Origin of the sequence: Aminipila sp., assembly GCF_032051575.1 — a bacterium.
GTDB lineage: Bacteria > Bacillota > Clostridia > Peptostreptococcales > Anaerovoracaceae > Aminipila.
This window is the reverse complement of sequence record NZ_DAMBYD010000002.1, coordinates 181,359-203,064: the sequence shown is the minus strand read 5'-3', so window position 1 is coordinate 203,064 and position 21,706 is coordinate 181,359. Positions and strand designations below refer to the sequence as shown.

19 protein-coding genes are annotated in these 21,706 nt (G+C 38.5%); all 19 read right to left on the bottom strand.

The features are described 5' to 3' along the window. Positions 1–126 precede the first annotated feature (126 nt). The 19 genes from RTW14_RS03195 to RTW14_RS03105 all read right to left on the bottom strand — a co-directional run bounded on the left by RTW14_RS03195 (position 127) and on the right by RTW14_RS03105 (position 21,675). Entirely contained in the window at positions 127–759 is a 633-nt protein-coding gene (locus RTW14_RS03195) for a DinB family protein (RefSeq protein WP_312648227.1), read from the bottom strand. Between the two features lie 297 nt (positions 760–1,056). Then, positions 1,057–2,622 (bottom strand): xanthine/uracil/vitamin C permease, encoded by a 1,566-nt coding sequence (locus tag RTW14_RS03190; RefSeq protein ID WP_312648226.1) that lies wholly within the window; start codon positions 2,620–2,622, stop codon positions 1,057–1,059. A 23-nt stretch (positions 2,623–2,645) separates the two neighbouring features. Continuing rightward, the gene (ade, locus tag RTW14_RS03185; RefSeq protein ID WP_312648224.1) at positions 2,646–4,376 is read right to left on the bottom strand and encodes an adenine deaminase; all 1,731 of its coding nucleotides are present in this window, start codon (positions 4,374–4,376) and stop codon (positions 2,646–2,648) included. A 16-nt stretch (positions 4,377–4,392) separates the two neighbouring features. Next, entirely contained in the window at positions 4,393–6,177 is a 1,785-nt protein-coding gene (locus RTW14_RS03180; protein WP_312648222.1) for an adenine deaminase, read from the bottom strand. A gap of 282 nt (positions 6,178–6,459) precedes the next feature. Next, on the bottom strand, positions 6,460–6,816 hold the full coding sequence (locus RTW14_RS03175) for a VOC family protein (RefSeq protein WP_312648220.1): 357 nt from the start codon (positions 6,814–6,816) through the stop codon (positions 6,460–6,462). A 51-nt stretch (positions 6,817–6,867) separates the two neighbouring features. Beyond that, on the bottom strand, positions 6,868–8,256 hold the full coding sequence (locus RTW14_RS03170) for an MATE family efflux transporter (RefSeq protein WP_312648218.1): 1,389 nt from the start codon (positions 8,254–8,256) through the stop codon (positions 6,868–6,870). 175 nt (positions 8,257–8,431) lie between these two features. Beyond that, the gene (locus RTW14_RS03165; RefSeq protein ID WP_312648216.1) at positions 8,432–9,073 is read right to left on the bottom strand and encodes a TetR/AcrR family transcriptional regulator; all 642 of its coding nucleotides are present in this window, start codon (positions 9,071–9,073) and stop codon (positions 8,432–8,434) included. Positions 9,074–9,215: 142 nt separating this feature from the next. Continuing rightward, complete coding sequence (locus RTW14_RS03160) at positions 9,216–9,803, bottom strand: hypothetical protein (RefSeq protein ID WP_312648214.1); 588 nt, start codon at positions 9,801–9,803, stop codon at positions 9,216–9,218. 337 nt (positions 9,804–10,140) lie between these two features. Then, positions 10,141–12,681, bottom strand: a complete 2,541-nt coding sequence (locus RTW14_RS03155) for an ABC transporter permease (protein WP_312648212.1) — start codon at positions 12,679–12,681, stop codon at positions 10,141–10,143. After that, positions 12,678–13,361 carry an ABC transporter ATP-binding protein gene (locus tag RTW14_RS03150; protein ID WP_312648210.1) on the bottom strand — a complete coding sequence of 228 codons (684 nt, stop codon included), beginning with the start codon at positions 13,359–13,361 and terminating at the stop codon, positions 12,678–12,680. The genes RTW14_RS03155 and RTW14_RS03150 overlap by 4 nt, the downstream gene beginning before the upstream one ends. An 82-nt stretch (positions 13,362–13,443) precedes the next feature. Next, on the bottom strand, positions 13,444–14,433 hold the full coding sequence (locus tag RTW14_RS03145) for a sensor histidine kinase (protein ID WP_312648208.1): 990 nt from the start codon (positions 14,431–14,433) through the stop codon (positions 13,444–13,446). Next, positions 14,420–15,106: a response regulator transcription factor gene (locus RTW14_RS03140; RefSeq protein WP_312648206.1), complete on the bottom strand. Its 687-nt coding sequence runs from the start codon at positions 15,104–15,106 to the stop codon at positions 14,420–14,422. Before RTW14_RS03140 ends, RTW14_RS03145 begins: the two co-directional genes overlap by 14 nt. 159 nt (positions 15,107–15,265) lie before the next feature. Continuing rightward, positions 15,266–15,832 (bottom strand): nitroreductase family protein, encoded by a 567-nt coding sequence (locus RTW14_RS03135; protein ID WP_312648204.1) that lies wholly within the window; start codon positions 15,830–15,832, stop codon positions 15,266–15,268. Between the two features lie 74 nt (positions 15,833–15,906). Continuing rightward, the gene (locus RTW14_RS03130; RefSeq protein WP_312648202.1) at positions 15,907–16,581 is read right to left on the bottom strand and encodes a Crp/Fnr family transcriptional regulator; all 675 of its coding nucleotides are present in this window, start codon (positions 16,579–16,581) and stop codon (positions 15,907–15,909) included. Further along, positions 16,582–17,766 (bottom strand): alpha/beta hydrolase family protein, encoded by a 1,185-nt coding sequence (locus RTW14_RS03125; RefSeq protein ID WP_312648200.1) that lies wholly within the window; start codon positions 17,764–17,766, stop codon positions 16,582–16,584. Between the two features lie 84 nt (positions 17,767–17,850). Continuing rightward, a complete protein-coding gene (locus RTW14_RS03120; protein WP_312648198.1) occupies positions 17,851–18,456 on the bottom strand; it encodes a TetR/AcrR family transcriptional regulator in 606 nt (201 codons plus the stop codon). Positions 18,457–18,600: 144 nt separating this feature from the next. Next, positions 18,601–19,326, bottom strand: a complete 726-nt coding sequence (locus RTW14_RS03115) for an ABC transporter permease (RefSeq protein ID WP_331654382.1) — start codon at positions 19,324–19,326, stop codon at positions 18,601–18,603. Beyond that, positions 19,319–20,233 (bottom strand): ABC transporter ATP-binding protein, encoded by a 915-nt coding sequence (locus RTW14_RS03110; RefSeq protein ID WP_312648194.1) that lies wholly within the window; start codon positions 20,231–20,233, stop codon positions 19,319–19,321. Before RTW14_RS03110 ends, RTW14_RS03115 begins: the two co-directional genes overlap by 8 nt. Further along, positions 20,230–21,675: a serine hydrolase domain-containing protein gene (locus RTW14_RS03105; RefSeq protein ID WP_312648192.1), complete on the bottom strand. Its 1,446-nt coding sequence runs from the start codon at positions 21,673–21,675 to the stop codon at positions 20,230–20,232. Before RTW14_RS03105 ends, RTW14_RS03110 begins: the two co-directional genes overlap by 4 nt. Positions 21,676–21,706: the final 31 nt, after the last annotated feature.

Sequence of the window (21,706 nt, the reverse complement as noted above, 5' to 3'; positions counted from 1 at the left end):
TTTTTTTGGATACATAATAAAAGTAATGCTGTTAAAAAATAAACACCGTCTTGTATAACCCAAGACGGTGTTTATTTTATGTAGACTTATATTAACTCGGATTTTTTCAACAATCTTTCAGTTTCCTCATAATATTCGTTCTCTCATTGAAACTGCTTCATTCATATGCATAACATGATGATGAGTGAGCGGCAGCAACACCAATCCAGCGATTGTTTTCTTTCCCCAAAAATCCTTAAGCCATATGGAATTTCTATGCTGAATTAAGCCACCATGCTCAACAATGCGCTCAAGGCTCTCCAAAGTTGGCCTTTGTTTTAGCTTTTCTGCAGTTAATGAACGAATAATCTCTTGGGTTTGATGCCCGACAGTGTTGCTGTATTTTACGAGCTCATTCTTATTTATCTGCTGACTGAACGCTATCATTTCAGAATCCTTCATAGCATTTCCGGTATCAGATATGTTGATATTCAAAGCGACCTTCCATTGCTCATCAAAGATTGGGCTACCCTGATTAATGAGAAGATTGGATACAATATCCTCTATCCGTGTAATATGCCACAAGCACCACGCTATGGTATTATCTTTGCGTGACGGCATAACCGCCAATTGCTCATCCGTTAAACCACTCCATATGTCATCCCAAAAAGTTTCAATTTGACTGTTCGGAAGCATGCTTTTAAAATGTACCATTGTATGCATCTTAAGGGCAAGTTCAATGGCACTTTCAGCATCTCTCTTACTTCGAATTTTTTTCACCAATTCATCATGGTATGGCGTCCAATCGCGTTGTTCCTGAAACATAATAATCCCCTTACTTTCTCACAATACGTCCTATCCCTTTTTCAGTGTATGTTATATAAAATTGATTTGTCTGCGATATTTTTATCAACCAACTTTTCGCAAAAATGCAAGGTAGCATTTATATTAGCATTTTACCATAACAGGGTGATTGCTTCAATCACAAAAATCCACCATACATTATTGTATAGTGGGTTTCTTTGGGTGTATACTACCCCGCTAGGTAGTTTTCCATTGAGTTAACAATCCTATAATTTATACATAATCATAATCATCAATGGTATCCAGCCATTTGCCACGGCCAGCATGAAGGATAAAGCACATTACCGCCATAATTAAATAACCTATGGTAAATTGGGATGTCGGATAAAAACCTAACCCTGCACTATGTATAAATCCAAACATGGAAAGTGCAGAGCCTACTAACGCTGCTATGCCAGCCTTGTCCAAACGTCTGTCGATGATAAACACAGTCAATGTTCCAAGGATAATGCCTATGACAATGGCTCCTGATTTTACAGCTGGGACACCGTTCCACATAACACCTGAATCCAGTAGCCGCTGGGATACTTGTGAGCCATAGCCTACAAGTCCTGAAGGCAATTTCTCTGTCCATATATTTGCAAGGCCAACCGCTCCCGTAACCTGAGTATATAAAAAGTCTGCAATGGGCGGTACCATAGCAATTCCGATTCCGGCGTAATGCTTCTTGTCACATGCCCTGAATGATTGAGAGAGCATAATGATGGAGCACCATAAATAGGTAATCGCAGCAATAGCTGGTGGAACTAACGCGCTAAAGAAAGTAAAGAGCCCACATACACCTGCTAGGGCAAGAAGAATTCCTCCGACCCATGAGAACCCTATATTGGATCCAGTTTTCTTTAGTCCTGCATGACCAAGCCAAACGGTATTTGGAACAACACCACCAAATATTGCTGAAATCATAGTACTAATGCCATCTGCAAATTGTGCCTCTCTAACGCTGTAATTATCGCCTGCAGCATTTGCTCCTTCTACATTGTCCATTGTCTCAATAAAGTTATAAATATTAACTGGAATAATAATGCTTAGGTATGGTAAAACAACAGTAAAACCGTTGATCAATGATTGTATCGTAGTAACAGGATTTGGTATAAATAAGCCTACACCTGTAAAATCAACATGGGTACGTCCAATTGCCAAAGCATAAATGATTCCACCTACAATAGCAACGGCAAATGGTGGTATTCTCTTGGGAAATAAATAGCCTCCAAAAACACCAACGATTCCTACAAGGAATATAGGTAGACCAAGAATAGGATCTCCAAATAAATCAAAAACACCTTGTGTAGCCATCCAGATAAAGCCGATTCCTGCTACAGTTCCAAGAAGCGCAGCACGTGGAATATGCTTTTTCATCCATGGCCCGATAAATCCACCACAAAATTCAACAAATCCACCAATGAAGCAAGCTGCCACAGCTGCAGACCATGCAAGATAAGGATCTTTTAGTGAAAAATGTAATGGCATAATTACCCCATATAACATAACAAACATGGCGGGCGTAGAGATGCCTGAAGGCAGTGCCGTTACATCTGTTCTTCCTTCTTTCTTGGCTAATTTAGCCGCCATATATGCGTAGTAAAAACACCCTGCCAATAATCCCATGGACATGCCCGGAATAACTCTTCCGTAAACCAGGTCAGCCGGCCAGCCTAGTACCCCTGACAGAGTTGCAATAACAATGATGTAGTTCACTATATTGTTTGCAAGAATATAAGTTAACCCTCCTATATCTCCTCTATTGAAGAGTGTTAACCGCTTTTCACTTTTAGTCATAAATATATCTCCTATATTATTTATTAAGCTTCAATCGTTATAAAGTCAAATTTAGTTACGTCAAACAAGCCCATGTCTGTAAGTTTTATTTCTGGAATAACGGCTAAAGACATAAAGCATAGGGTCATAACAGGTTCAACGTCCTGATTGATATGAAGAGTTTCATGGGCAGTTTTGTGAATATGAGTTAGCTTCTCATGAACCCACTCACCGCTTTTATCGCTCATAAGCCCCGCTATAGGCATCGGCATACTTTCCAGAACTTTCTGATCTTTCACAAGAATAATTCCACCATCCTGCTTGATCAGCTGCTCTACAGCGAATGCCATATCTTCGTCATTCACACCAACCACAATGATGTTATGGGAATCATGGGCTACAGAAAGTGCAACCGCTCCTTCTCTGATCCCGTACCCTTTTAATAAAGCTACAGCTACATTCCCTGTATCTTGATGACGTTCAACCACTGAAACCTTAACGATATCGGAAGATGGATCATAGATAAATTCTCCATTTTCATCACGTTTAATTTCTGCTACTTCTTTACTTGTAACTACACCACCAGGCAAGATGTTAATCACATTTGCTTGATGGGAATTAATCTTTAATCGCAGCTTTTCCTTTGAAAAATCCTTTACATGAAAACTTCCTTTTGTTTCTGATGTATCATATGGATTGACCGGTAAATTGTAGATTCCATTTGATGATGCTTCTTGTCCGGCAATAAATACTCTTTGTACCTTAAAATCCTTAAGATTATCCATCAACACGATATCTGCCCGAAGACCCGGCACGATAGCCCCTCTGTCTTCTAGCCCAAAACATTCCGCTGAATTTAAACTTGCCATTTGTATGGCTATAATTGGGTCAATTTCCTCATCTACACAAATACGCAAATGATTATCAAGATGGCCTATACTTAAAATCGTCTTTGGCTGGCAATCATCTGCACAAAGAAGGCAGCGTCTACTGTTAAGATGAGTTACACCTTTTAGTAATTCCCTCAAGTTGTGACAGGCAGAACCTTGACGAAGCAGCACATACATCCCTCTTGCAATTCTATCCTGCAGCTCTTCTACAGTAGCGCATTCATGATCTGTATGAATTCTTGCAGCAGCATAAGCGTTTAGCGCATTACCTGTTACTCCAGGGCTGTGTCCGTCAATACACTTTCCTTGATTTTTCGCGACTAAAAGTTTATCTAAAACACCGTCATTGGCTCCTATTACACCAGGGAAGTCCATGAATTCTCCTAGTCCAAGGATTTTTTCATGTTTTATTGGCTCTTTCATAGTTTCTGCATCAATTACCGCTCCTGCATGCTCAAAGGGTGTTGCAGGCACACAGGAGGGCAGCATCCATTTAATATCTAAGGCCGTTCCTTCGGAAGCCTTTATCATATAGTCTAAGCCTTTTAACCCACATACATTGGCAATTTCATGAGGATCTGCAATAATTGTGGTTGTCCCATGGGGAACAATGAGCCTGCCAAGCTCCTCTGGGCTGACATAAGAAGACTCTACATGAATATGGCTGTCTATAAAACCGGGAGCTGCATACTGACCTTTTGCATCAATTTCCTGAATTCCTTCGTAATGTCCCACTCCTGCTATTAGTCCTTCACATAGAGCAATATCGCCTTCTATAATAACAGCGTTATATACATCTACAACCTTGCAGTTTTTTATAACAAGATCCGCAGGAATTTTTCCCGCAGCAACATCGATTAATTTTTTTAGTTGTTTCTTTTCCATTGGCTAACACTCCTTACTATTTTATCTGAATCAGTTCAAGAACTGGTTCAAAGGTTGTCAGCGCAATACAGTCAACTGGTCCTACATCTGTGATTGCATAGTCAGGAATGGCTGTAATTGGTAAGAAAAACATATACATAAGAGGATCTGGTAAGTCACATCCCAGCTTATTTGCTGCTTTTGTCAGTAATGTTTCACGATAAGCGATTTCTTCTGGTTCTAAATCGCTGGCAATGCCGCCTACAGGTAGGGAAAGGAATTCTATTACTTCTCCGTCTGCAACAACAACTTGCCCTCCACCATTTTCTATGAGGTGGTTTACTGCAATGGACATATCTGTAGCATCTGCTCCCATAACAATGATATTATTGTCATCTGGTGCGGCAGAAGAAGCCATTGCACCTTTTTTAAGCTTCCATCCAGAACAAAATGCTAATGATTTATTGCCATTACGACCAAAACGTTCAAGAACTGAAACCATCAGAACATCCTGCTCCGTATCTGGTTGTACAATATAGTCCTTTACATTTAGGATAACATCTCTTCTTTTACGGACGAAAGGTCCCTTCACATTCATAGAAAGCACTTTAGCTTGTCCATTTTTAAGATCTACTTTATATTCAAAATCTTCTTTTGTAGTTTTTGCACATTTTAATGCACTACTTAGCACACTGCTTCTAACCGGTGCTTTCAGATCATAATTTAATTTACCATTTTCTGCTACCAGGCGGCCATTTGTAATAACAGCTTCCACATGGAAATTTTCTGGGCTATCAACCAAAAGAATATCTGCCAGTCTTCCAGGAGAAATAGAACCTACAAGATGATCAATTCTATAAGCTTCAGCACTGTTAATGGTAGCCATCTGAATCGCCGTCATAGGATCTACTCCTTCAGCAATAGCTAGACGGACAAGATTGTCAACATGTCCTTTTTCTATTACATCTGTTGCGGTTACATCGTCTGTACAAAAGCTTACGCGGCGTGCAAGAGCAGGGTTTACTTCCGTTACTGCTCTGATATTTTCCTTTAGGAAATGGGTAACGGAAGACTCTCTGATTATCATATGCATACCATTACGCATTTTTTCTACTACTTCCTCATGGTCATAGCTTTCATGGTCCAATCTAACCCCTGCACAGAGATATCCGTTTAATTCTTTGCCTCTTGCCATTGGTGCACATCCAAACACTGGCAGACGATTTTTAAATGCCTCTTCAATTGCACCTAAAGTGTCATCATCTTCTTCCTGTATGTATTCACGTACAGTTTCCCAAACGCCAAAGCATTCCGGCCATTTTTGTACTTCCCTGTGAACTTCCTGAGTGAAGTTAAAGGCCACTGTTGATTGTGGAAAAGTATAAGGTGTTCTGTAAGGGGCACCCCAAAATACTTTTAAAGGACTTGCCTTTACTTCTTTAAATACTTCCTGTAAACCCTCTAATCCGGATACTGAAATGTATTCGTCTAGTCCTGAGATCATACTGGTTGTCCCACAAGGTACCACTGCTTTTGCAAAACTTGTTATGCTAAGCTTACTGCATTCGCTGTGAATGTGTCCATCAATGAGCCCAGGAACTAAATACTTTCCTGTTGCATCGATGGTCTTCGTCTCCTGGCCTATGTAATCACTTACATCGCCAATGGCTACAATGGTATCTTCATAGATTGCCACATCGGCCTTGTAAATTTCGCTTGACATAACATTTACCAAGCTTCCATGAAGTACCACAGTGTGTGCAGGAGTAATTCCTCTCCCTGCACGGATAAGTTGTTTTAAGTTGTTTTTGTTTTTTTGCATAAAAAAACCTCCAATAAATAATTTAAGATACCCCGACCAATTCTGATGAACCAGGTTTCCCGTCCTGCAGTTTGTATCTTGACGAATTTTATATTGGATTAAAAATATTGAAATATAATATTTTATGATATATTACCATATTTCGACAAAAAAACATATATTTTTTCGGATAAAATAGGAACTTCTATATGCACATTATTTTTAAAGTTCGTGTTTTATAATTAAAACGTTGTATTTTAACTAAACTTCAAGTTAACGCTATATGATTTGTTCGTGTTTATGTCAGCTTCGTTGTTCTACATATTCTGCTATCGTACCATCAAAGTGTTTTACAATCATATTTAATCCTGTAGGAGTTTCCTTTATATCTTTCATTATGGTGGCACCGTTCATTAATAGAAAATCTTTAAATTTTATTATGGAGTCAACAATAAATACTGTTCTTGTGTCTCTAAATGACTGCAGTATTTCGTCTGAGCCTGCAATAATCAGAATGGTGCCTACTTGTGCTAATTCCAAATGAAGCTTCTCGTGTTGGAATCTCATACTGCATTTTTCACTAAGAAGTTTTTCATAGAAGACTACTGCCTGATCCATCTCATTAACATAAATTCGACTTAAAATTTGCTGAACTTTCATTTCTTTTCTCCTTATTTTTTATTAAGTTGTAACATTTTTATAATCAAGTGACTATTTACTCACTGAACCCAATTTTACATCCAACGCTGGTACATTTGCATGTTGCTTGATTTCTCCATTCAGTTTTACTGCTAAAATGCCCATAATGATAATCGTAATTATATCGGCAATCGGCTGAGCTGCTATCACTCCCTTTATTCCCATAAATTTAGGAAGAATTAAAATAATCGGAATAAAGAATACTGCCTGGCGTCCTGCGCAAAGTACCCAGCCTCCTAACGGTTTCCCAAGCGCCATAAAGAGCATACAGTAAATTGCTTCCATACCATAGAAAATGAATGTAACAATATTTATACGAAGTGCAAATGAGCCAATTTCTATGACTGATGCATTATTCGTTGTAAATAAAGAAACAACCGGCTGTGGTAATAAAATCATAAACAGTGTCATCAAAACACAAAAAATACTAGTCCATTTTACTGCTATCTTTGTTGCACTCTGTAACCGTTCATATTGTCCTGCACCATAATTATATCCGGCAACAGGCTGAAAGCCTTTTGCAAAACCAAATACTGCATAGATTCCCATGGAAATCACACGGGTTACAATTCCCATGGCAGCAATAACAGAATCACCATATGGCTGCGCTGCCATGTTTGTTAAGCTAATAGCAACACTAGTTGCAAGCTGAAAGACAAGAATTCCTATTCCGACTTTAAAAATTTCTTTGAAAATTATACCCTCAAAACGGGCCTCTTTTAGCGAAAAACTAAAAATACTTTTTTTCTTTAATATGTAAAACAAATACATAATAGATGTGACCATTTGAGCAACAGCCGTTGCCATACCTGCTCCTATAATCCCCATATGCAGTCCAAAAATGAAAGCCGGAGCAAAAATCACATTCAATCCGGCACCAAGCAGCATAGCAGTCATGGAAACCCTAACCGCTCCTTCACTTGAAGCAATATTGTTCATAGTAACATTAAATATGTTAAAAATTGAACTTGCTATATAAATAATGGCATATTGTTTTGCATAAGGAAAAATTGTTTTCGTTGCACCTAAGCCCCATATTACGTTATCCAAGAAGCACTCTAACAGAATGATAACAACAGCACCGATAATAAGGCTCGAATAAAGGGCGGTTGAGGCCACACGACTTGCTTCTTGATTTTTTCTCTCTCCCAATAGTCTGGAAATATACGCCGCTGCACCGCCGCCAAACATGACTGCGATACCTACGATTGCCTGCCCAAGGGGGAAAGCAATGGATATCGCCCCCATTTGACTTGTCCCCAGACCCCCAACAAAATAAGCGTCAATCAGATTATAAAACCCTGTCACCAGCATGCCAACCATTGTCGGCAATCCCATTTTAAATAATAGCTGAGGGATTGGTGCTTCCCTTAGCATTGTGATACGTTCTTCCTTGTTCATAATTAAAACCCCCTTCGGTATGAGTGAATAATTTTATTCACTCATATAATAAGTCTTTTCCTTGAATATGTCAATGAATGAATTTATTCAATTAGTTAATAATAAAAAATGTACATGATATTTAAAAGATTTTTCATGTACATTTTCTTTCACATATATTATATTATTATATATTCTAATCTATCTTGATTCCTAAAACTCGGACTAGCATATCTTGTGTAAAATCAAAAAAGGATTGCATATATTCCTTCGCATTTTCCTCAGGCATTTCTGCGTGGAACGTGTGTATCAGACCTGAAATCAAGAACTGAGCTGTTCTTGTAGCATTCTTACAGCTAAAAGTATTTTCTATCATTCCCTGTTCTATAATCGGGATCATCACAGACATCCATTGATAGGCTACATCGTCCAACAAAATTGCCCTAATACTTGAGCATTCATTATATCTCGATTCAAACTCATGATGACTAACCGAAAAATCAAACATACGGTTTATGACAAGATTCAACTTCTCAACTGCTGGAATATCCTGTGATATTGGTATTTTCATCTGTTCTACCGCTTGTATTGCATAAAATTCTGAAGTTGCTGCAAAGATATCTGTTTTCGATTTAAAATATCGGTAGCATAACCCAGGAGATACATTCATTCGTTCAGCGATATCTTGAATGGTTGTATTTTCATAACCCTTTTCAGAAAACAGCTCCAATGCTGTTTCAACAATTTCCTGACGACGTTCATCCGGTTCTTTTGATATCCGTATTTTGCGTGAACCCTCGGCCTCGGTTTCTGAGAATTTATTTGTTGATAATGCCATATTTTTCCCTCCGTTTAAATCATTTTATGAGTGAATGAATATATTCATTATCGTTCATTTTAGCTTTTCTGTCAAGTCATAGAAGATAAACACAGATTCCGCGTATACCTATATAAAATTGAACCTAGCCTTACTTATTTTTTTAATAATTACATATGGCGGCAATTGAAAGATCTTTTTCCTCAATATTGTTTGTTATATCATCAATTAAGTCAGTTGCTAGATAAAATTCTTTTTTGTCAGCTAAGAATATTCTAGCTCTGGGGCGTGGAACCATACCCTGGGGGCCTGCACCTGTGACGTAATTAATTATGACGATTACATCTTTGATATTATCATTATTCACGTCACAAAACTCCACCGCAGACACACTATCAAAAAGACCCACGTAATTTTCTGTACTGTTATTCTCACAATAATATGGGAAAGAATATATAACCTTATCATCTTTTATTAAGTAAAACGAAACATCTTCAAAATTAATGTGATTATCTGGTTCATATGAAATAAACCTTACGTTCCCCCAATTATTTAGCTCAACATTAAATGATTCATCTTGTATAATTCGATTTTCTTCAAGAGATACATTCAAAGCCGCAGCGGTGGAGTCAGTCACAAAAGAAGAATCTGAATTGGAATTCTGATTCACTTCGTTCTGCTTTGCCGAACATGCACACAATCCTAAAACTAAACATAAGAACGTGAGCATAAGAAATATCCTTTTATTCATATCTATCACCTTTCAAATCTTAATTTTTATAAAATTCTCTGCCTTCGTAGTTTAGATTATATCACACAATCTAATATTTTATTATATCTTGAACAAAGACCTTATAACCCTGTCTTTTACTACATCTGTGCAATGAGCCATAAGCCGGTTGAACGCCGGCACCGAAGCCATATATTGAGCTTTAGGTTTTACTGACCCAACTGCCTTCTGACAGAATTTTTATCAACTAGTATCTTATACATATAAAAAAGAAGCTATGCCTCTCAATCATTAAAATTGACCTAAAACATAGCCTCTTAATTTCATACTTTCTTATGGACTTATTTGATGGACATTATCAAGTCATATCATCCCGAAGCGCGTCAATGATATTTTCTTTTTTTATCTTGCTAATGGCATACAGCATTGTAATAAATACAATAAAAAGTACACCAAACACGCTGATTGCCATACTGCCCCACGGGAACGCAAAATCAACGTTTCCACCGCCGATGACCATACCCTTATAAATCAGACAGGAAAGGACTCCTGAAATGGGCAAACCCCAGAGCATCGTCCGCGCTCCATAAAGAGTGCATTCAAAACGCATCATCTTATTGAAATCACGGTCGGACATGCCTATAGAACGAAGCATAGCAAATTCCCGTCTGCGTAGCTTGATATTGGTGGAAATCGTATTAAAGACGTTTGCAACCGCAATCAGAGAAATCATCGTAATAAAAACAACTGAGAACAGATTGACAATGAATGTGATATTACGGTTTTGCTCCAGTATCCCATAGACATTGTACAGATTATAGTTGGCGTTAATGCCGGACCCATCAATCATCGTCTGCATCGCAGCTGTAGACTGACCGGGATTTTCTGACTGGAAGGTCATACCTAGCTTTGTAGGCTTTACAGTCGAACCGAGTGCGTCATACTGCGTCTTTACCTCGTAAGGGGCTATCACCATAAGAGTGTATCCAGGCCACTCACCTGGTTCCGAGGGTAGCAAATCTGGGTAGTCTTTTACAAAGGTTGCACAGATTGTTTTCGTCTCATCCCCGGTCTTAGAGCGGAGCGTAAATTCCATAGGTTTTTCCTGCGTATACCAACGATTAGGCAATATTCCTGCCATAATCATTTTTTTATCCTGCCCCGTGTATTCCTCTGCGGACATGCCCAGGCCTTCAAGCAGGTTCTGATAAACGCTGTTTTCAACAAACTGAATATCGAGCTGCACATCCACTGTTTCACTTGCCCCATCATAGCCAATGGGCTGGCCGTACTCATTTAAAAAATGACTTGATAAATCCCTTGTATTGAGTACGCAGGAATAAGTGGAAAGTGCCTGATAAGAGCTTTTAGTAACGCCGACGACGTTTTTCATCTCATCATAAAGCTGCAATAGCTCACTTTCCTCCATGTCTCGCGTATCGAAACAGATGTCATAATCTTCACTTACCACAGATGAATTCTCTGCAATCTGATTTAGATAGGTTCCGAAAGAGCTTGCCGACACAAACAATACGACACTTAGTGTAAGTGACAGGATAATACTGCGATAACGCCGTCTGTTTCTCTTAAAGCTTTTTAACGCAAGTGTTTCCTCTAAACCATAAAAACGTTTCGTGAGCTTTGAGGTTCTTATGGCTTTGGCTTCCACCTTGACCTCGTTTGTCTGGCGGATACATTCCATCACGGGCATGCTGGCAGCCTTCTTTGCTGGAATATAGGCTGAAATCAGAATGGTGATCATACTGATAACCACCGCAGCAACAAGCGCAGGAGCAGACACCACCAGCGTCAACGGTACATTGTCATACATGGCATTTGCGAAATTCTTTGCCACAAGAGTAAGAAGAATTTTAATGCTTGGTATCCCTACCAAAATACCGATGGGAATGCCGATTGTACCGATGCAAAACCCCTCAAACAACACAGAATTACGCAGTTGTTTTTCTGTGGCACCTACCGACATAAGAATCCCAAACTGATGTGTGCGTTGATTCAGTGATATGTTGAATGAATTATAAATCAGAAATACCGAGCCAAGCATAACCAGGGCAATCAAAATGCCCCCAATGGAGTACAAGAGAACTGTAATCATCTTTTCCCCAGAAAGTCCCATAAAACGCAGTACATCATCATTCAAAACGTAACTCTTATTGTCTGGTATGCTGTCTGCATAAGAATGAACTTGATATGGGTTCTTCAGCGTAATGAATACACTAAGACTGTCCGCTGCTGCTGTATCCTCTGTTGTGATTAAAGTGTATCCAGGAGCAGCATACTCCTCGATTGCCGGTCGTCCACAGATGCCGACAACCGTATATGTTTTCTCTGTCATGGGTACAAGCGTTTCTTCTCCAGCACGATACGGGTCGTGCTGGCTGAGCTTCTGACCGCCGCACATGCGGTTACTGACCGCCAGGGTGAGTGTGTCGCCCACCGAAATCTTCACACCCCCGTTTGCCGCAATATGAGCTGGTATCACCACCTCGCTGCTGCTCTCCGGCAGTCTGCCTGAAAGCAGTTTAATCGGCAGAGTATTTAGGGCTTCCTGGTTCCATCCAGTAATAAAAAGATATGGCTTGTCTGGATTTTGTCCGCCTTCCAGTGTGGCATAGCCGATGTTCTGTAGATCTACAGACTCTGCTACCCTGCTGTCCTCTGCCTGTTCCTGCACAAAGGAGGAATCTGCGTCTGGAATTTCAATATGCCAATCACCATATTTTGCAGCAGCACCGTTTATCAAATAGCTTTGCAGGGATACGGAAAAAGTAGCGACTGACGTAATCATGGCAGCAGACAAAACCACTCCAATCACCGTTACAATTGTTCTAGTGCGGCTTTTTTTCAAGCTTTGCAGAGTGAATTTATTAAAAATATTCATGACCGTACCCTCTCATCTCTGGCTACTTTGCCATCTGATATGCCGATAATGCGGTCTGCCTGCAAGGCTATATTTTCGTCATGGGTGACAAGAATCAGGGTCTGCCCATATTTTTTATTGCTTTCTTTCAGCAGTTTGATGATTTCATGTCCATTTCGGCTGTCCAAGCTGCCTGTGGGTTCGTCAGCCAGCATGACCGCCGGGGCGTTCATCAAAGCGCGTGCAATGGAAACACGTTGTTGCTGACCGCCCGAAAGCTGATTGGGTAAATGCGTTTTTCGGTCTTTTAATCCAATCATTTCAAGCAGGTCATTTAGCCGCTCTTCGTTGACCTTACGCTTGTCCATCAGGATAGGCAGAGTGATGTTTTCCAGCACATTCAGAGTGGGAATGAGGTTATGAAACTGGTAAATCAGTCCCACCTGCCGCCTTCGAAAAATGGCGAGTTTTTCGTTGTTTTGGGCATATACATCCTGCCCCTCCAAATACACCTTTCCACTTGTCGGCACATCCACGCCCCCGATACTATGAAGCAATGTGGATTTCCCCGATCCGGAGGAACCGATGATTGCAGTGAACTCTCCTTTTTCGATGGTTAGCGAAACATGGTCAAGAGCGACAACTTGATTTTCGTCCTTACCGTAGGTTTTGCATAAATTTTCAATTTTTAAAAACTCCATTATGTGAGTCTCCTTTCTCATGGTTTACCCATATAATAGAACTTGCAACTTACATCTCGGTGACTTTCAGGTGAGAGATTCGTCACTTTAGGAAACGAATGACAAATATCGCACCGCCCTGGGAATGATTTTTTGCGGTAATCGTCCCACCCTGCCTCGTTATAATCATCTTGCAAAGAGCCAATCCAATCCCATATCCGGTAGCGTTGGAACTTTTGCCACGATAAAACCTTTCGAACAAACAGGGTAAATCTTCTTTTTCAAAGCCCTCACCGCTATCGTGGATGGTAATTTCGCTAAACAGAGGGGTGTCCCCGAAGATAATCTCAATCTTCCCGTTATCACCTGTACTTTCCATACAATTTTTAAGGATGTTTTGAATTGCTTCCGAAAGCCAGCCTGAATCCCCCTGAATCATCACACCTTCCGGCACGTCTGTTTGAATAGTAATATCATGCAGCTCCATTGGAATCAAGAATGGGCGAAGCGCGGCGCATATCAAGTTACGTACATCTATCTGCTGGCTTTGGAACACCACAATGCCCGCGTCTAAGCGGGATAATTTCAATAGAGAAGTAATCAGCCAATCCATCCGCACGAGCAGATCCTCTGTTTCCCTAACAAATGCTTTCCGCTGGTTTTCATCCGGGTTATTCGCTAACAATGACAGAATGAGGTTGGCAGATGTGAGCGGAGTTCGAAGTTGGTGAGCGATGTCAGCCAGCGAATCGGCAAGATGTTGTTTTTCTTTTTTCAATGCATCATTTTGCTCCCGAATACGTAGCGTCATTTTTGTTATTTCACTGTGCAGAATGGAAAGTTCGCCCTCGTCCAATTCGTCAATCTCCATACGGTTAGCATTATGAAGTACAAGGTCGATTTGATCTGAAAGCTTTGCTATGCTTTTGTATCGGTTTTTGGTAAACCCAAAAAACGCTGTGCCAAAGGCGACAGCACAAACAATGGCAAGAATTCCCGCCGCAAGGTTTATCACAAATCCAAATATTACAGTGACGAAAGCCATTAAGAAGAACAAAATGGCAAATTGCCGAAACTCTCTATTCCGAAGCATACTCGCCCCCCAATCTATACCCCGTCCCGCGAACGGTTAGAATGATTTGTGGAATCGCTGGATTGTTCTCTATCTTCTCCCTCAAGCGTTTGATGTACACAGTCAATGTATTGTCATTGACAAACTCCCCAGCCGCATCCCACAATTCGTCAAGCAGCCTGCCCCTGGTGATAATACTTTTAGGGTTACTAATAAACACCAGCAGCAAGCGGTATTCTAAGGCTGAAAGAAAAACCTCATTGCCATCTTTTTTCACAACACCGCTTCCCGTATCCACATGAAGCCCACGAATTTCAAAGTCCGACCCGGAACGCCCGCTTTTTCGCAGAGCAGTTTTGACTCGCGCAATTAATTCACGCGGACGAAAAGGCTTGGTTATATAGTCGTCTGCACCCATGTTCAGCCCCGTCACAACACTCGCCTCATCGCCGCAAGCCGTCAGAAAGATAACGGGAATATCTTGCGTTTCTTTAATTTCTGTGCAGACTGTAAAACCATTTCCGTCAGGCAAAGAAATATCAACAAGCGCCAAGTCAAATTTATTCCCGGCAAGGGCGGCAAGAGCTTCCTCCCGCGTAGGTGCGTGTGTAACTGTAAATCCCTCCGATTGGAGCAAAAGCACAAGGTTTTTGGCGATTGCCTTATCGTCCTCAACCATAAATACCCGTTTCATCTATTTTTCACCATCCTTTACTTTACTGCTCCTATATTTCTATTGTATTTCTTTTGACGGAAATATACAAGCTGGGGCATGCAAAAATGGAGGCAGAGTTTTTCTGCCTCCAAGTGCTCAAAAACAGAGTTCTGTTTTTTCATCTATTATGAGCCAAAATCATCTTCTCCTTATAAAATTAATAACATCTTTTTTTCTAGACGGCACAACTGCGTTCTCGGTTTCCTTATATCCAAGCGTAACTGCACTTATTAGGTTATAACCTTCCGGTATACCCAACTCTTTTTTATATTCCTCACCTTTTTCTGAAGCAAAAAGTGAGAGAAATGTACCAATCCAACATGAACCAATATTTAACGACTCCGCCGCTATTAATATATTTTCTGTTGCTGCACAACAATCATATTGGCAATAAGGCGAATTGTTATCACCTGAAACAAAAATTACAGTGGGGGCATGATGAAATGAATGATGATTTGGTATACTTACTACATCAATCAAAAATTTATTATTTGATTTTTTTATTGCTTCAATAACGTCTTCAACTATCCTGTCTAACAAATCTTTATCCTGTACCACCGTTAAATGCCATTTTGGTATACCAACTGCATTAGGTGCTGCAATAGCAGCCTCTAATATGTCGTTTAATTCCGTATCGCGTATTTGTTCTTCTTTATATGACCTTGTACTTCTTCGGTTGCTGATAGCCTTTAATGTTTCATTCATAATTTAAAACTCCTTTAACATTTTTTTTAATTATAATGCTGAAAGGAGTTTTATTCTGTTAAATATTTTACATTTTAATAAATACATTTTTTCTTTAATATATAATGTTTCCTCTTCCTACAAATATAATTACTCTTAATAAGATCCTGTAAAGTTTGAGCAACCCTAACCCTGGAGGCTCCCACAGCAGAAGCGATTTCCTGTTGAGTCAAAGGGATTTTGATTAATGTACCCTCTGTGCAGAGTTCTCCTTGCTCTTGGGCCAATTGAATAAAGAAGCTGATTACTTTTTCTTGAATTGTTTGAGTATTCAATTCAGTAATCTTTTCCCAAGTATCATATAGTCGAGTAGAAAGATTCTTTATTATTTTCAAAGAAATTTCCGGATTTTCTGTAATAATCCTTTCAAACGATTTACTGTCAATACTGCAGACATTGGCTTCTTCCAGAACTATAGCAGAGACAGGAGAAAATACACCTTCTCTAAACAAGGAAGTCTCACCTATAACTTCCCCGGCTCCCACTATTTCAATAATGACCTCTTCGCCATTTTCAGTGATTCTTACAAATTTTAAGCTTCCTTCTTTTATAAAATATACTCTATCTTCCGAATCACCTTGTTTGAACAAATATTCTCCTTTTTTCATATGTTGCTTCTTTGTAGCATGACAAATTGAAGTAAAAGAGTTTTTATCTATTCTTGAAAATATTGGAATATCATTTAAACATAAGTATTTTCTTTTTTTCATTCACTTTTCTCCATAAAACTCTTGATGGTTTTTTATCATTTTAATCCAAGAAATTATTGTATCTAGGACTAGCTTTGGATTTCCCGTATTGCAGTGGCTCGCAGCATTCTCTTTAGCTGTAAACATTCTGTATGTTAACGATTTTACATTTATAAGGCTGTCAATAACGTCTTTATACTTTTCTATCCGTATTAAGTGGTCCTTTTCGGCACCCAGCAATAAGAAATCCTGAGTGATTTTGTAGGCAACATCCTTATACTCATATCTGTTTGCCGCCAGCATATAGTCATAAGGGTTATCTACCCCCATGTTATAAAAGCCGTGATGCATACCCCAATCGATTAAAGGTTCTCTTTCCATCAGACTGTACATGATTTGATTTATTGTATTTCTATCACCCTTTGCCAATAGCTCTGTTAAAACTTTTCGCTCTTCTTCCGGTGTGGCATCCAGCAGTAGTTCCAGCATGTTGGTACATACGCTCCATGCTACAACTCTTTTTATTCGATTTTCAAAGGCAGCAGCCCTTGGTGCCAGAATAGCTCCCATGGATATGCCTATGATTGTTACGTCATTTAAATCATAATAATTCAATATTGCTTTAATGGGCTTCTCCCATTCTACTGAAAAGTTGATGCCCTGTTTCCTTAAAACGTTACCTTGTCCCGGTCCCTCGAACAAATAAACCTCAAATCCGTTTTCACGAAGATACATTAGGGAAGGCAGAAACTCTTCCATATATGAATCGAATCCCCCATGTATCAAAATGATATCCACACATTTTCCTTCGGGCTTGGTATGTATTACAGGCAGATATCCCTGCGCAAAAGGAACGTGATCAAGCGTCAACATGCCGGTTTTAAACAATTTATCATGATACTGGTAAAATAATTCTATGGACTTATCATATACTTTAATTTTATCAGGATTACCGTCATACATGAAAAATTCAGTCATCCTGAAATATGCAATAGCGTCTTTAATTCTTTCTTCTGATAATGCCTTTTCGGCAAGAGTTTTCATTTCCTTCTCCCAGTCTCTAATACTGGTTAATTTCCCTGCAAGTTCTATCATTTCATCAAGATTTCCATTGCTTACGTTATAAGTACGGTTTAACTGATAATTGAAATTAGGATTTTGATGCAGTTGAAACTCACCCTTGCTAAACTCAACTTTTCTTTCCATATTACTATTAACTCCTTCCGCTCATTCGTAATTAATTATCCAAACTCCTCTTAAGGCTAATATAGCCTATCTTCTAGCTGGTAATTATTTAATTTCATCCTCCAAGCACAGCTTAAAAATGGATGTTGATGTCATCGAAACATATTGCCTCAAGGCCTCTTCATCTTGATGTATCCTTCTTCCGTTTATAAAATTTGAAATCTCCCCTATGATATAACAATGGACATTATGAAAAATACATTTCGTTTTTTCCTTATCAGGCTTACTTCGGAATAAATCCAAACAAATATTTATTAATATATCAACCAATTCATCAACAATTTTATCTGTAGCAATTTTATTACTTTCTGGTCGATCAGCGCCAATATAATCTACCCATGCAAGCCTGAACCAGCCAACATGTGTCAGATACACGTCAATAAACGTTTCAAAAAAGCAATGCAGTTTTAATTCTGACTCTTGAACTTTTGCCAAGCGTGATGACAAATCCACAATAAAATATTCTTGGATTGCAACATGTACATCCCAAAGCAAGTCAATTAATGACGGATAATAATTATAGAGATTTGTATGGGCACACCCAATAGTACGAGCTATTTCTCTTAAGTTTATGCTTCGAATATCTTGGTTTGTTTTTGTTAAATCAAGTGCTGTTGCAATAATCTGTTCCTTCGTTATATTTTTCTTCATTTTAACCGCCTATATAGTTATATTACCAATGGTAATTACCATTGGTAATATAACTATATCCTTATTTTATGAAATGTCAATATGCTTTGACTTTTTTTTAAATAATTTATTCGACATTTAACTGCTTAAATTCCAAACAACATTTTATGCCTCTTGTTTCTTTGCAGCATAGATAATACCTATTATAGACACAAGTCCAATAATCGCCATACAAATTAGATTCATTGCCATTGGAAAAGAATACTCTATGCTTAGAGCCGTAATATTGCAAATTCTCAAGATTGAGATAATCGGCAATACAGAGGAAAGCACAGGTGACCAAATTCCAATAAATGAAATAAAAGCATAAATAAAAGTAACACACACAGATACTAAAAACCCTTTTTTACTCATTAAAGCGATAAACATAACAGGGAGCATCGCTATAAACGTAAGCAATCCGGACAGTAAATAAGTTTCCATTCCTTGCAGAAATTCATTCAAATTAAACTTAACACCAATAAGGATTCCCGCAATATTTAATATATAAGATAAAAACGTTATTCCAAGTATTCCAATTAGCAAGACAAACAACTTCGACAATACAAGTGAAACTCTGCCTACAGGAATAATAAACAAATTTTTATATGTATTCTCTATGCGTTCTCTTGTAAAAATGTAAGTTCCCATAAGCCCAAAAATGCAAGGCCATAATAATAAAATTGACATCCACATGCTTTGCGTACAATATTCCACCCATCCGTTAGGGCGACTAACGCTGTTCCCTACAAAAAGTGACATCACTGGTAAGAGAAAACATCCTGCAAGGCAAATCCATAAAATATTTGAACCCTTTAGCTTTCTTAATTCTGTTCTAATTATGTTAGCCAATTGTATCACCCCCTGTTAACTTTAGGAAATACTCCTCTAAATTACCTTTATTCAGGCTGATTTCTGAAACTCCTATTTCATTCTTGTTTAACAGGCGATTTACTTCTTCGAAGTTTACTTCAATTTGATAAATTTTTAGTTCTCTGTCATTTTTGATTTCAAAATCTGTAATGTTCAGTCCTTTTTCCAAAATTGGAATTGTCCTGGCCATATCAGAAACTGTCATCTTTACATAATGACGATTTCTGCGTTTGATTTCGTCCATAGAAAGTTCGTCAATTAGTCTTCCCTGGTGGATAATACCTATTGTATCTGCCATTTGCTCAATCTCACTTAAAATATGGCTGGAAATTAAAATGGTAGCTCCTTTTTCAACAGATAATTTTTTGATTAATAATCTGATTTGTTGTATACCTACAGGGTCAAGCCCGTTTGTGGGCTCGTCCAAAATAATGAATTCTGGTTCGTGCATCAACGCCATGGCAATACCAAGCCGCTGTTTCATACCCAGTGAAAATTGCTTTACCTTTTTACTTTTCTCATTTTCTAAATTTACTAGAGTTAACGCTTTGTCGATTGAATCCTTAGATTGAGTTCCCCTTAGATCAGCAATAATTCTCAAATTGTCCCTAGCAGTTAAGTTTTCATAAAAAGCCGGTGTTTCAATCAATGCACCAATTCTGTTAAAGCTCTGTTTTGTTGGTACAATCATTTTTTCACCAAATAGTATCACATCTCCCTTTGTGGGCTGTATAAGTCCCATTACCATACGAATTGCAGTAGTCTTACCTGCCCCGTTTCTACCTAAAAGGCCGTAAACTTCACCTTTTTTTACATGAATATTCAAATCAGAAACTGCTAACTGTGTACCATACTGCTTTGTTAATCCGAAAGTTTCTAAAATCATATATGTTTCTCCTCAGCAATTTTAGTCATTGGTTTCTTATTACGGACAAATCGTGTCCTGGCAATAAGTATTCCAAAGAATACTACTAACTCAAATAGAATAATTCTAAGGGAAGGAGGAAAAAATGTAAATAAACAATAATCTTTCATGCCAAATAACAAATCAAATGGAATATCAGAATAAAATAAGAAAAAGCAGCTTCCCGATATAATTGTAGTAAGTAGAAATACAATCACAGTTCCTTTATATCTTTTACCAATGTTCTTTAGTTTTTTTCGATAAACTCTAGTTAACAATATTATAAGGGCTAAACCATCTATTAGAGCCATAATAATAGCTACATTATCGGTATTTTTGCTAAGAGAAGCAATAGCGCTGATTTCTATTGGCTCACCTAATACTTTTTGTCCCCATTTTTCCATCATTTCATAGGTTAAATAGTAAGCTTTGTCAGAGTTTGTTACTATAACCATTCCATTTTTACTATGAGGTTCAAATACCATTTGCGCATTCCACCCAGTCAGTGTTCCATTATGTTCATATACCTTCCTACCATCAGAAAGAGTCTGAGCAAATATTCCCAGACAACACTCCCCGATGTTACTTTGAGTGTTCTTCTGAATCTGGAACATTTCTGTGTCATTATTATAATAGTCCATTAATGCAATAGTAAACTTTGCTAAATCCGTAGACGTTGTAGTAACGCCTCCAGCTCCAGTCATAACAAGCGGAGCTGGGTCTACTGCTTTTCCTAAACCAGCGTAAGGGGTTGCCATAAAACAATCTCCCACACTTTTATTTGCAAAAGAAGTATCCAGCAAGCCTAACTTTTGAAACACGTTTTTTACAACATAATCTTCAAACTTTTCCCCTGTTACTTCCTCAATCACCAACTGGCAAATCCCGAACCCTGAAAATTCAGAATACTCAAACTCTTCTCCTGGTTCTCGTTTTAAATGTATTTGCTTATTTTCTAATGCAGTTGCAACATCTGGCAATGACTTTTCATATATTTCATCACTGCCACTGACACCCGATGTATGAGATAATAAAGTTCTCAACGTAACTTTATCATTATGAAATTCACTTGATGGTAATTTCCAACGAGTCAGATAGCTTGAGATTGGTGCATCTAAGTCTAATTTACCTTCATCCACTAATTGCATGACTGTATAAGCTGTTACCACTTTAGATATGGAAGCAATCTTAAAAGTCGTTTTATTAGTAACAGGTATATTTTTTTCTACATTTGCCCTGCCATAATTTCTCACCTCTGCTATTTGTCCACCCTCAATAAGAACAATAGAAGCCCCCTGCGGGTTATACTTGTCAATTAAACTATTCCTATAGTCCTCGTCTTTCCTGCTACAAGCTGCTACGGAAAATAAAGTTGCTAAAATCAATAGACTAATTACCATTTTGTTAATCATTTTGTTTTTCATATAAGCTCTCCTTTTTTATGTATGAGCTTAT

Bases quoted from the DNA above. Each gene is read 5' to 3' on its own strand.
- RTW14_RS03175 (WP_312648220.1), bottom strand. From the start codon at position 6,816: ATGAAAGTTCAGCAAATTTTAAGTCGAATTTATGTTAATGAGATGGAT.
- RTW14_RS03180 (WP_312648222.1), bottom strand. From the start codon at position 6,177: ATGCAAAAAAACAAAAACAACTTAAAACAACTTATCCGTGCAGGGAGA.
- RTW14_RS03120 (WP_312648198.1), bottom strand. From the start codon at position 18,456: ATGAAGAAAAATATAACGAAGGAACAGATTATTGCAACAGCACTTGAT.
- RTW14_RS03105 (WP_312648192.1), bottom strand. From the start codon at position 21,675: ATGAAAAACAAAATGATTAACAAAATGGTAATTAGTCTATTGATTTTA.
- RTW14_RS03170 (WP_312648218.1), bottom strand. From the start codon at position 8,256: ATGAACAAGGAAGAACGTATCACAATGCTAAGGGAAGCACCAATCCCT.
- RTW14_RS03110 (WP_312648194.1), bottom strand. From the start codon at position 20,233: ATGATTTTAGAAACTTTCGGATTAACAAAGCAGTATGGTACACAGTTA.
- RTW14_RS03150 (WP_312648210.1), bottom strand. From the start codon at position 13,361: ATGGAGTTTTTAAAAATTGAAAATTTATGCAAAACCTACGGTAAGGAC.
- ade (WP_312648224.1), bottom strand. From the start codon at position 4,376: ATGGAAAAGAAACAACTAAAAAAATTAATCGATGTTGCTGCGGGAAAA.
- RTW14_RS03125 (WP_312648200.1), bottom strand. From the start codon at position 17,766: ATGGAAAGAAAAGTTGAGTTTAGCAAGGGTGAGTTTCAACTGCATCAA.
- RTW14_RS03160 (WP_312648214.1), bottom strand. From the start codon at position 9,803: ATGAATAAAAGGATATTTCTTATGCTCACGTTCTTATGTTTAGTTTTA.
- RTW14_RS03130 (WP_312648202.1), bottom strand. From the start codon at position 16,581: ATGAAAAAAAGAAAATACTTATGTTTAAATGATATTCCAATATTTTCA.
- RTW14_RS03135 (WP_312648204.1), bottom strand. From the start codon at position 15,832: ATGAATGAAACATTAAAGGCTATCAGCAACCGAAGAAGTACAAGGTCA.
- RTW14_RS03155 (WP_312648212.1), bottom strand. From the start codon at position 12,681: ATGAATATTTTTAATAAATTCACTCTGCAAAGCTTGAAAAAAAGCCGC.
- RTW14_RS03145 (WP_312648208.1), bottom strand. From the start codon at position 14,433: ATGCTTCGGAATAGAGAGTTTCGGCAATTTGCCATTTTGTTCTTCTTA.
- RTW14_RS03140 (WP_312648206.1), bottom strand. From the start codon at position 15,106: ATGAAACGGGTATTTATGGTTGAGGACGATAAGGCAATCGCCAAAAAC.
- RTW14_RS03190 (WP_312648226.1), bottom strand. From the start codon at position 2,622: ATGACTAAAAGTGAAAAGCGGTTAACACTCTTCAATAGAGGAGATATA.
- RTW14_RS03165 (WP_312648216.1), bottom strand. From the start codon at position 9,073: ATGGCATTATCAACAAATAAATTCTCAGAAACCGAGGCCGAGGGTTCA.